The sequence below is a fragment of the Pseudomonas sp. Sample_24 genome (assembly GCF_004307605.1).
Taxonomy (GTDB): Bacteria; Pseudomonadota; Gammaproteobacteria; order Pseudomonadales; family Pseudomonadaceae; genus Aquipseudomonas.
This window is the reverse complement of the sequence record NZ_RCNW01000165.1, coordinates 1-9,741: the sequence shown is the minus strand read 5'-3', so window position 1 is coordinate 9,741 and position 9,741 is coordinate 1. Positions and strand designations below refer to the sequence as shown.

The 9,741-nt window shown below is 57.6% G+C and carries 11 protein-coding genes and 1 pseudogene; 8 read left to right on the top strand and 4 right to left on the bottom strand.

Features of this window, described 5'->3' with window-relative positions; translation table 11 throughout:
* The 4 genes and pseudogenes from D8V06_RS08775 to D8V06_RS08755 all read left to right on the top strand — a co-directional run.
* Positions 1-125 (top strand): annotated as a pseudogene (locus D8V06_RS08775) (succinate--CoA ligase subunit alpha); the annotation flags it as partial.
* 464 nt (positions 126-589) lie between these two features.
* Positions 590-1,903 (top strand): branched-chain amino acid transport system II carrier protein, encoded by a 1,314-nt coding sequence (brnQ, locus tag D8V06_RS08765; RefSeq protein WP_056852958.1) that lies wholly within the window; start codon positions 590-592, stop codon positions 1,901-1,903.
* A 257-nt stretch (positions 1,904-2,160) separates the two neighbouring features.
* On the top strand, positions 2,161-2,898 hold the full coding sequence (locus D8V06_RS08760) for a DUF599 family protein (protein WP_056852957.1): 738 nt from the start codon (positions 2,161-2,163) through the stop codon (positions 2,896-2,898).
* Positions 2,898-3,299 (top strand): MAPEG family protein, encoded by a 402-nt coding sequence (locus D8V06_RS08755; protein ID WP_056852956.1) that lies wholly within the window; start codon positions 2,898-2,900, stop codon positions 3,297-3,299. The genes D8V06_RS08760 and D8V06_RS08755 overlap by 1 nt, the downstream gene beginning before the upstream one ends.
* A gap of 76 nt (positions 3,300-3,375) precedes the next feature.
* Here D8V06_RS08755 and D8V06_RS08750 read toward each other — a convergent pair whose 3' ends face one another.
* Positions 3,376-3,612 carry a hypothetical protein gene (locus D8V06_RS08750; RefSeq protein ID WP_056852955.1) on the bottom strand — a complete coding sequence of 79 codons (237 nt, stop codon included), beginning with the start codon at positions 3,610-3,612 and terminating at the stop codon, positions 3,376-3,378.
* A gap of 160 nt (positions 3,613-3,772) precedes the next feature.
* Here D8V06_RS08750 and D8V06_RS08745 point away from each other — a divergent pair, with 160 nt between their 5' ends.
* The 4 genes from D8V06_RS08745 to D8V06_RS08730 all read left to right on the top strand — a co-directional run bounded on the left by D8V06_RS08745 (position 3,773) and on the right by D8V06_RS08730 (position 7,478).
* Positions 3,773-4,249 (top strand): PaaI family thioesterase, encoded by a 477-nt coding sequence (locus D8V06_RS08745; RefSeq protein ID WP_056852954.1) that lies wholly within the window; start codon positions 3,773-3,775, stop codon positions 4,247-4,249.
* On the top strand, positions 4,246-4,695 hold the full coding sequence (locus D8V06_RS08740; RefSeq protein ID WP_056852953.1) for a PaaI family thioesterase: 450 nt from the start codon (positions 4,246-4,248) through the stop codon (positions 4,693-4,695). The genes D8V06_RS08745 and D8V06_RS08740 overlap by 4 nt, the downstream gene beginning before the upstream one ends.
* Positions 4,696-4,777: 82 nt before the next feature.
* Complete coding sequence (htpG, locus tag D8V06_RS08735; protein ID WP_056853163.1) at positions 4,778-6,682, top strand: molecular chaperone HtpG; 1,905 nt, start codon at positions 4,778-4,780, stop codon at positions 6,680-6,682.
* Between the two features lie 67 nt (positions 6,683-6,749).
* A complete protein-coding gene (locus D8V06_RS08730) occupies positions 6,750-7,478 on the top strand; it encodes a dienelactone hydrolase family protein (RefSeq protein WP_056852952.1) in 729 nt (242 codons plus the stop codon).
* A 121-nt stretch (positions 7,479-7,599) separates the two neighbouring features.
* Here D8V06_RS08730 and D8V06_RS08725 read toward each other — a convergent pair whose 3' ends face one another.
* The 3 genes from D8V06_RS08725 to D8V06_RS08715 form a co-directional block, all read right to left on the bottom strand.
* Positions 7,600-8,487: a pirin family protein gene (locus D8V06_RS08725; protein WP_130930804.1), complete on the bottom strand. Its 888-nt coding sequence runs from the start codon at positions 8,485-8,487 to the stop codon at positions 7,600-7,602.
* A 62-nt stretch (positions 8,488-8,549) separates the two neighbouring features.
* Entirely contained in the window at positions 8,550-8,966 is a 417-nt protein-coding gene (locus tag D8V06_RS08720; RefSeq protein WP_056852950.1) for an OsmC family protein, read from the bottom strand.
* Between the two features lie 144 nt (positions 8,967-9,110).
* Positions 9,111-9,741, bottom strand: a 631-nt coding sequence (locus D8V06_RS08715) for a DUF3108 domain-containing protein (RefSeq protein WP_130930803.1), incomplete at its 5' end; no start/stop codon positions are given.

The following is a 9,741-nucleotide window of genomic DNA, read 5'->3' as shown; positions in this document are numbered from 1 at the left end:
CTGGCGGCAAAGGCACTGCAGACGAGAAATTCGCTGCGCTGCAAGACGCAGGCGTTAAAACCGTGCGTTCGCTGGCAGACATCGGCAAGGCTCTGGCCGAGCTGACTGGTTGGGCTGTCAAGTAAGCCTCGCGCTTAGCTGACGCTTTACCAAACAAAGGCCACCTTCGGGTGGCCTTTGTCGTTTCCGGGATTAAAGATATTCGCAGGCCTTTTGTGGCGAGGGAGCTTGCTCCCGCTGGGCCGCGAAGCGGCCCCTAAACCTGCAAATATCATTGTTCCAGACCCACCTTATTGCCTGCCTCTTGCGTCTGCTTTGCAGCCGAGCGGGAGCAATCTCCCTCGCCACAGAGATCGGTTGTGAAATTTAGATATGTAAACGCGACATTGAAGTGTCGCGTATCGGAATGTTCGCCCTCTATCAGTGCGTTTTTCAGCCAAATTCGTTAGGCTACGCGCCATTTTTGCGTCCGCGGCCCACAAGGCAGCAACGCGCTAAAAGGGTCGGTCTTATACGGACTGACAGCATTTCCCTCACCCATAGGGAAATCCATCTCTAAATTCCGATTCAGTAGTGTGGTATTTCCTTAATGAAAGTGTTGAAAGGCCAGGACATCCTGGCACTTGGTTTTATGACGTTTGCCCTGTTCGTCGGGGCTGGCAACATCATCTTCCCGCCTATCGTCGGCTTGCAGTCCGGACCTCATGTCTGGATGGCGGCGCTGGGCTTTCTGGTCACGGCGGTCGGCCTGCCGGTGATCACGGTTGTGGCGCTGGCCAAGGTGGGCGGCGCGATGGACGCGCTGAGCAGCCCGATCGGTAAAGTCGCCGGTGGTCTGCTGGCAGCGGCTTGCTACCTCGCGGTCGGTCCGTTGTTCGCGACGCCGCGTACGGCCACCGTATCTTTCGAAGTGGGCCTGGCGCCATTGACCGGTGAGAGTCCGTTGGCGCTGTTCCTCTATAGCTCGGTGTACTTCCTGCTGGTGTTCTTCATCTCGCTGTATCCGGGACGTTTGCTCGACACTGTTGGGCGCTTCCTTGCGCCGCTGAAAATCATCGCCCTGGCCGTGCTGGGCATTGCCGCGTTCGCCTTGCCAGCCGGTGACATCGGTCACGCAACCCCTGAATACGTTGCAGCACCGTTCTCCCAAGGCTTCATCAATGGTTACCTGACCATGGATACCTTGGGTGCCCTGGTATTCGGTATCGTCATCGTCAACGCGATCCGCTCCCGCGGTGTCGAATCGCCAGCGCTGATCACTCGTTACGCGATCATCGCCGGGCTGATTGCCGGTGTAGGTCTGGCACTGGTTTACGTCAGCCTGTTCCGCCTCGGTTCGGGTAGCCACGAAGTAGCCGCCGGCGCGACCAATGGCGCGGCGGTATTGCACGCCTACGTGCAGCACACGTTCGGTTCGTTGGGCAGTGGCTTCCTTGCAGTGTTGATCTCCCTGGCGTGCCTGGTGACGGCGGTCGGTCTGACCTGTGCCTGCGCCGAGTACTTCAGTCGTGTGGTGCCGCTGTCCTACAAGACGCTGGTGATCATTCTTGCCGCCTTCTCGCTGCTGGTGTCCAACCTGGGCCTGACCAAGCTGATTGCGTTCTCGATCCCGGTACTCACCGCGATCTACCCGCCGTGCATCGTTCTGGTGGCGTTGAGCTTCTGCAAGGATTTCTGGCATGAGCAGGGTCGCATCCTCGGCCCGGTCATGCTGGTGTCGTTCATCTTCGGCATGATTGACGCCCTCAAGGGTGCTGGTCTGGCGGACTGGATGCCGAGTCAAATGGCGCATCTGCCACTGAGCGAGCAGGGACTGGCCTGGCTGGTGCCGTCGGTGATGACCCTGGTGGTCGCCGTGGTTTGCGACCGTCTGTTGGGCAAGCGCGAAGAAGCGCTGGCGTAAGCATTGCCGACCCGTCACAAGCGGGTTGACAGGCAGAAACAGAAATGCCCCGTATCAATCGATACGGGGCATTTTTTTATGGGTTTGAGGCAGTGTCTTTTTCCCTGAGCTAACGTCGAAGCACTACCTGTGCAGGAGCGAGGCTTGCCTGCGAATGCGGTATGTCAGTCGATGTATCGGTTGAATGGTCTATCGCTTTCGCGGGCAAGCCTCGCTCTTACAGGTTTCACCGTCGCCACCGTCTCACAGGGAATTGCATGTCGTTCATTCACGCCAACCTGATCCACATTCTTGCCGCCATCTGGTTTGTCATCTGCTGGGGCGGTTACACACGTTATGCCACCTGGAAGGGCCGTGACACGGCGTGCCTGGCCAGCGTTCTGCACCTCTATCGCGAAGACTGGATGCGCCGCATGCTGCTGCGCGACAACCGCATCGCCGACGCCAGCGTGATCGGCAATCTGGAGCGCAACGCGTCGTTCTTCGCCTCCAGCACGTTGATTATCCTGGCGGGTATTCTCACCGTGCTCGGAGCATCGGAGCGAGCGGTCTCGCTGTTGGCGGATATCCCGATGGTGCAGCAGGCCTCCCAGGGCATGTCGGAAATCAAGCTTCTGTGCCTGGCGCTGGTGTTTGTCTATGCATTCTTTACCTTTAGCTGGTGCATGCGTCAGTACAACTTCGCAGCCATTCTGGTCGGCTCGGCCCCCATGGTCGGTGAGCGCCATGTGTCCGAACAGGAGCGCAAGGCCTTTGCCGCTCGCGCGGCGCGCGTCATCTCAATGGCCGCCAACCAGTTCAACTTCGGTCTGCGCTCCTACTACTTCGGCATGACCATGCTCGCCTGGTTCGTCAGCCCGTGGTTGTTCATGCTGATGAGTGCCGGTGTGGTGTTCGTGTTGTATCGCCGCGAGTTCCACTCCGACGTTCTCGACGTGATGGTCTATACCCCTACAGAGGCACCAATGCCCGAGGTGAATAAAGAGGCTGCTTGATGAGTATTCCATTCTGGTGTGTGTTTATCAGTGCCGTACTGATTTATGTGGCGCGGATGCCCGTGACCACGGCCATGAAAGAGCAGGGCGGCTACGACAACCACTTGCCGCGCCAACAGCAAGCGCAACTCACGGGGTTGGGGGCTCGTGCGGTAGCGGCACATCAGAACAGTTTTGAGGCGTTCATATTGTTCGCGGTTGGTGTGCTGATGGCGCATACCACGCAGACAGCGGGCTGGCTTATCGACTTGTTGGCGATCATCTTCGTGATCTCGCGAGTTCTCTATTTGGTGTGTTACTGGAAGGATCTGGCGTGGCAGCGCAGTCTGGTTTGGCTAGTGGGATTAATCTGCTCGTTGTTGTTGATGATTAGTCCGACTTTTCGCACGATTTTGCTTTAGCGCTGACATTGCAAAAAAATCAGGCAAAAGAAAACCCGCACTTGGCGGGTTTTCTTTTTCGACGCTAAAAACCGGTTTAGTTTTTAGGCGCTGCTTCTTTAGCAGCTTCTGCGTTCGATTCAGCCTGATCTTTGGCGGCTTCGGCGTTTTCTTTCGCCGCGTCGTTCACTTTATCCTGAGCTTTGTTCATGTCTTGCTGAGCTTGCTCAGCATGTTTGGCTGCATCTTGAGCTTTGTCCTCGGATTTTTTATCGCAGGCAGCGAGACCGAGGGAAGCGGTCAACATCAAGGCAATAGCTAAAGTCTTACGCATGGGGTGTTTCTCCTTATGGAAAATATCTATCTGGCCTTAAGAGCCCAGCCGTCAGGGTTAAGTTCCTCACTTTGTTCAGATATATAAGTTTGTTCTAAAACGGAACTTTTACCCGGACTGTTACTGCACTGTCCGAATGTTAAACAAGAGTATTTATCAAATGGCCGAAAACCCCGTTTTTGAGCGTGCGACGCGATTTCTGTCGGCGCTTCGACATTGTCAGGTACTCGGTTTGCGGGTTCACAGCGCGAGTACCGAGGGGCTTACGGTGGTACTGCCTTACAGTCCGCAAATCGTTGGAAACCCACAGACAGGCGTCATTCACGGCGGCGCACTGACATCGCTGATGGACACCGCATGCGGTATGTCCACACTCTGTGTGCTGCCCGAGTTCGAAGTCTGTCCGACCCTCGATCTGCGCATCGATTACATGCATGCCGCCGAGCCGCATAAAGATGTCTACGGCTTCGCCCAGTGTTACCGGGTCACCACCGACGTGATTTTCGCCCGCGGCTTTGCCTATCAGGACGATCCTGAACAACCAATTGCCCATGTCGTGGGCACGTTCATGCGCATGGGCAAGAACATCAAGGGCACCAAGGGTTTTGGTGGCGCCATCGCCGGAGTCAGGAAATGAGCGATTTTCAAGAACGACTGCAGGCGGCCCATGAGAAGGGCGAGTACAGCTCGCTGCTGCAATTGATTCCCTATGCCGGGCTGATCGGTGTCGAATGTTCGCGGGTGGGCGATGACTTGCTGTTCCGCCTGCCGGCGAACAAGGACAACATTGGTAACCCTTTATTGCCTGCGATCCATGGCGGCGTGATCGCCGGTTTCATGGAACTGTCCGCGGCGCTGCATCTACTGATTGCCACCGGATCGCCGGGGGTGCCGAAGATTATCGATTTTTCCCTCGATTACCTGCGCGCCGGGCAATTCCGTGATACCTGGGCCAGGTGCCAGGTCTGCCGTCAGGGGCGGCGGGTGGCCAACGTGGCGATTACCGCCTGGCAAACCACCGAAGGCGAGCCCATCGCCACAGCCCGGGCGCATTTCAAACTCGAGGAGCCCTTGAAATCCTGAACTGAGCCCCCAACTCTGATGACAACCCGCCGCCGACCGCTCAAGGTCGCGGCCAATGCCATCTGATTGGAGTTTGATGACCATGAGTGTGGAAACTCAAAAGGAAACCCTGGGCTTCCAGACCGAGGTAAAGCAGCTGCTGCACCTCATGATCCATTCGCTGTATTCCAACAAGGAAATTTTCCTTCGCGAACTGATCTCGAACGCCTCTGACGCTGTAGACAAATTACGTTTCGAAGCGCTGTCCAAGCCAGACCTGCTGGAAGGCGGCGCCGAACTGAAAATCCGTGTGAGCTTCGACAAGGACGCTAAAACCGTCACCCTCGAAGACAACGGTATCGGCATGAGCCGCGAAGATGCGATCACCCATCTGGGCACCATCGCCAAATCCGGCACTGCCGACTTCATGAAGCACCTCACCGGCGACCAGAAGAAAGATTCGCACCTGATCGGCCAATTCGGTGTCGGTTTCTACTCAGCATTCATCGTCGCTGACAAAGTCGACGTGTACAGCCGTCGTGCCGGCACCGCCGCCAGCGAAGGCGTGCACTGGTCATCCAAGGGCGAAGGCGATTTCGAAGTTGCAACCATCGACAAAGCCGAGCGCGGCACCCGCATCGTTCTGCACCTGAAATCGGGCGAAGACGAATTCGCCGATGGCTGGCGTCTGCGTAACATCATCAAGAAGTACTCCGACCACATCGCCTTGCCAATCGAGCTGCCCAAAGAAGTGGCGGCCGCTGAAGGTGAAGAGAAGCCAGCCGTTGAATGGGAAACCGTCAACCGCGCCAGCGCGCTCTGGACTCGTCCGCGTACCGAAATCAAGGACGAGGAATACCAGGAGTTCTACAAGCACATCGCTCACGACTTCGAAAACCCGCTGAGCTGGAGCCACAACAAAGTCGAAGGCAAGCTGGAATACAGTTCGTTGCTGTACGTGCCAGCCCGTGCTCCGTTCGACCTGTACCAGCGTGAAGCGCCGAAAGGCCTGAAGTTGTACGTACAGCGTGTGTTCGTCATGGACCAGGCCGAATCGTTCCTGCCGCTGTACCTGCGCTTCATCAAAGGTGTGGTCGACTCCAACGACCTGTCGTTGAACGTGTCGCGGGAAATCCTGCAGAAAGACCCGATCATCGACTCCATGAAGTCGGCGCTGACCAAGCGCGTGCTCGACATGCTGGAAAAACTGGCGAAAAACGAGCCTGAGCAATACAAGGGCTTCTGGAAGAACTTCGGCCAGGTCATGAAAGAAGGCCCGGCAGAAGATTTCGCCAACAAGGAAAAGATCGCCGGCCTGTTGCGTTTCGCATCGACCCATGGCGACGATGGCGAGCAGGTTGTTGGCCTGGCCGATTACCTGGCGCGTGCCAAGGAAGGTCAGGACAAGATTTACTACCTGACTGGCGAAACCTACGCACAAGTCAAAAACAGCCCGCACCTTGAAGTCTTCCGCAAGAAGGGCATCGAAGTGCTGCTGCTGACCGACCGCATCGACGAGTGGCTGATGAGCTACCTCAACGATTTCGACGGCAAGAGCTTTGTCGACGTGGCACGCGGTGACCTGGACCTCGGCAACCTGGACTCGGAAGAGGACAAGAAGGCCGCTGAAGAAGTCGCCAAGTCCAAAGAAGGTCTGGTTGAGCGTCTGAAGACGGCGCTGGGCGAGTCCGTAGCCGAAGTTCGGGTTTCCCATCGTCTGACCGATTCCCCGGCGATCCTGGCCATTGGCGAGCAGGACCTCGGTCTGCAAATGCGCCAGATCCTCGAAGCCAGCGGGCAGAAGGTTCCGGATTCGAAGCCGATCTTCGAATTCAACCCGGCTCACCCGCTGATCGAGAAGCTCGACAATGAGCAGAGCGACGAGCGCTTCGGCGACCTGTCGCACATCCTCTTCGATCAGGCGGCCCTGGCGGCCGGCGACAGCTTGAAAGATCCGGCGGCCTACGTACGTCGACTGAACAAGCTATTGGTTGAGCTGTCGGCTTAATCAGGTTGTAGAAAAACCCGCTTCGGCGGGTTTTTTCATTCTGGTGTTTACAAGTCAGGAGTCAGAAATGAGCCAAATCACTGTACGTTCCGTTGCCTATCAGATTGACGGCCAGGCCTACGAAAGCCGTCTGGCCTTTGATGCCGGCCACCAAGGCCCGCGTCCGGGTTTGTTGATGGCGCCGAACTGGATGGGTGTTGGTGCCGGCGCCGAGGAGATCGCCAAGTCGGTTGCGGCCAAGGGTTATGTGGTGCTGATCGCGGACCTCTACGGCCAATCGGTGCGTCCGCAGAACAATGATGAGGCAGCTGCGGCAATGATGCCGCTGAAGAATGACCGACCCTTGCTGCGCAAGCGCATGCAAGTGGCGTTCGAGCAGTTGCAAAGCCAGGGTGAGGCCGCTGTCGATACCTCGAAGCTGGCCACGTTCGGTTTCTGCTTTGGCGGTTGCTGTGCGCTGGAATTCGCTCGCACCGGTGCTCCGGTGAAGGCGGCGGTGTCGTTCCACGGTACGCTCGATACCCCGGACGTCAACGATGCGAAAAACATCAAGGGCTCGGTATTGGTGCTGCACGGCGCGTCCGATCCATTGGTACCGAAAGAGCAACTGCCGGCGTTCGAAGATGAAATGAATGCGGCGGGTGTGGATTGGCAGCTGCTGAGCTACGGCGGCGCATTCCATTCGTTCACCGATCCGCATGCGAATGTGCCGGGCATGATGATGTACGACGCCAAGGTCGCCGCCAGGGCGTTCACCGCGATGCACAACCTGCTGGATGAAGTGTTCAAGGGCTGACAGTAATTCGATCGGTCCCACGCGCAGCAAAGGAATGCCTCAACGGACGCTCCGCGTTCGGCTCTGGATGGGACGCGGAGCGTCCCGGGCTGCATTCCCACGTAGAGCGTGGGAGCGATCATCACAGCGGAGTGGGTTCGCTTCGTCCTTTTGGCAGTTCGATTCGCTCAACTTCCCCCGGCACTGTCGGCCAATCTCCGGCCGCCCAGCGCCGGCGCGCTTCGTCGATGGCCGCCGGATCGCTCGCCACGAAATTCCAGTTGATCCGTCGCGGTCCATCCAGCGGCGCACCACCGAACAGCACTGCATGACAATCGCTCTCGGCGAACAGTGTCATCTCTTCCCCGGCCGGCAAGACCACTAGCGAATGCGGTTCTACCGGCTCGCCATCCAGGTGCACATCGCCGCTCAACACATACAGCGCTCGTTCTTCATGCTCGGTTGGAATCAGCAAAGTCGTCGCCGTTTGCAGGTTCAATTCCGCGTAGAGCGTAGGAGAAAGAACAGGTACCGGTGACTCAAGGCAGAAGCCTGACCCGGCGATCATGCGGATCTTTACCCCCAGGTTATCACCGACCGGGAGTGTCGCTGCCGGGTGATGGCTGTAATGCCCTGGACCTTGTTCATGATCCTTGGGCGAGGCCAGCCAGATTTGCAAGCCGTGCAGCTTGAAACTCCGATCCCACAGCGGCTCAGGCGTGCGTTCAACGTGAGCGATGGCGCTGCCGGCCGTCATCCAGCTGACATCGCCGGCGTTGACCACTTGATCCGAACCGAGGCTGTCCTTGTGCTGAAGCTGCCCCTCGAACAAGTAGGTAAGGGTCGACAGGCCGATATGCGGATGCTGTCGGATGTTCATGCCTTTGCCTGCCGGATACTCGGTTTCGAGCATGTGGTCGAAAAAAACGAAAGGTCCGACGCTGCGGCATTTGGCTGACGGCAACGGGCGAAGAATCGGCTGGCCTTCGACATCTTCAGCGCGAGGGCGGATCACGAGCGGAGTGTTCATGGTGCGTTCCAGACTGAGCGGGTAATGCCGTCGAGCATAACCCGCTTGCGCAGCCCTTGCCGCTATTGGCTGAATGCACCTTCCGAGAGGTGGGTTTCGATGCTGACTTCGGACGTGGTCATCAGCTTGTGGATCGGGCAGCGGTCAGCCACGCGATGCAGTTCGTCACGCTGTGCATCGGTCAGCACGCCCTTGAGCGTCAGCTTCACGTGTAGCGCGTATTTGCCTTTCTGTTCTTCGCTGTTATCGCGCTTGACCTCGACACCGACGCCAGTCAGCGGTATGTCCTTTTTCTTCGCGTACATCTTCAGGGTCAGGGCCTTGCATGCGCCCAATGCCGCGTCGAAGTAATCGTGTGGTTCCGGTGCAGAGCCTTCGCCGCCCGCGGAAACCGGGGCATCGGCAAACAATTGGTGGTCATCGATCTGTACGGTATGGCGAAGACCTTCAGCGGAAACGGTGTTGACGGTGACAGTCATGGAAAACCTCGCTAGCGACAGGAATAGTCATTCGATCAAAAAAGACCTTGAAGGTATAGAGCATGCCTGCGGTGACACGTTCCGGTTTTTTGTCCAGGCATGAAAAAGCCCCGCGATTGCGGGGCTCCTTCGTATCGTTGCGGATCAGCTGCCCTTGACAGCCTTGCCGTTGACGGTGCCGTCCAGGAGCATGATGTTGTACTCCTTGCCGTCGGTTTCGACCTGTTGCAGACGGACCAGCAGGTAGTCCCAATCCTTGGCGAACCACAGCACGGTGATGCGCTTGCTTTGGGTCGGGTCGCGAACGCGCTCGACCTTGATCGCATCGATCTGGCCAGCCTTGGTGTCGACTTTTTCCGAGCCCAGCACGCGGAAGTCATAGGTATCGACTTCGCCATCATCGACAACCTGATAGCTCATGCTTTTTTTGCCGGCAGCCACGTCATGTTGCAGTGCCAGTTGATAGGTGGATTTGTCGAAGATGCCGCGGTTCAGCGGGATATTGACTGCGTCACCACGATCGGTGCCGGTGACCTTTTTGGCGGCCCAGTCGAAATCCAGGTCAGCCTTTTTGGCTTTGCCCAGGCCACCACGTTCGAAGTGGTAGGACTGGGGCAGCAAGGTGTCCTTGTCGACCGTCAGGGTGCTTTCTTCGGACAGGCTGGCGATCATCATTGACGCCTTGAAGCTGAGTTTCCAGACGCCGTTGGCTTCCTTGGCCAGGCTGCGTTCGGCGGTGCCGCTCATGGGCAACTGCTTCCAGTCGGCGGTGTAG

What these genes read in the sequence shown, in the direction of transcription:
- brnQ (WP_056852958.1), top strand. Translation starts at nt 590, where the DNA reads ATGAAAGTGTTGAAAGGCCAGGACATCCTGGCACTTGGTTTTATGACG.
- D8V06_RS08760 (WP_056852957.1), top strand. Translation starts at nt 2,161, where the DNA reads ATGTCGTTCATTCACGCCAACCTGATCCACATTCTTGCCGCCATCTGG.
- D8V06_RS08755 (WP_056852956.1), top strand. Translation starts at nt 2,898, where the DNA reads ATGAGTATTCCATTCTGGTGTGTGTTTATCAGTGCCGTACTGATTTAT.
- D8V06_RS08750 (WP_056852955.1), bottom strand. Translation starts at nt 3,612, where the DNA reads ATGCGTAAGACTTTAGCTATTGCCTTGATGTTGACCGCTTCCCTCGGT.
- D8V06_RS08745 (WP_056852954.1), top strand. Translation starts at nt 3,773, where the DNA reads ATGGCCGAAAACCCCGTTTTTGAGCGTGCGACGCGATTTCTGTCGGCG.
- D8V06_RS08740 (WP_056852953.1), top strand. Translation starts at nt 4,246, where the DNA reads ATGAGCGATTTTCAAGAACGACTGCAGGCGGCCCATGAGAAGGGCGAG.
- htpG (WP_056853163.1), top strand. Translation starts at nt 4,778, where the DNA reads ATGAGTGTGGAAACTCAAAAGGAAACCCTGGGCTTCCAGACCGAGGTA.
- D8V06_RS08730 (WP_056852952.1), top strand. Translation starts at nt 6,750, where the DNA reads ATGAGCCAAATCACTGTACGTTCCGTTGCCTATCAGATTGACGGCCAG.
- D8V06_RS08725 (WP_130930804.1), bottom strand. Translation starts at nt 8,487, where the DNA reads ATGAACACTCCGCTCGTGATCCGCCCTCGCGCTGAAGATGTCGAAGGC.
- D8V06_RS08720 (WP_056852950.1), bottom strand. Translation starts at nt 8,966, where the DNA reads ATGACTGTCACCGTCAACACCGTTTCCGCTGAAGGTCTTCGCCATACC.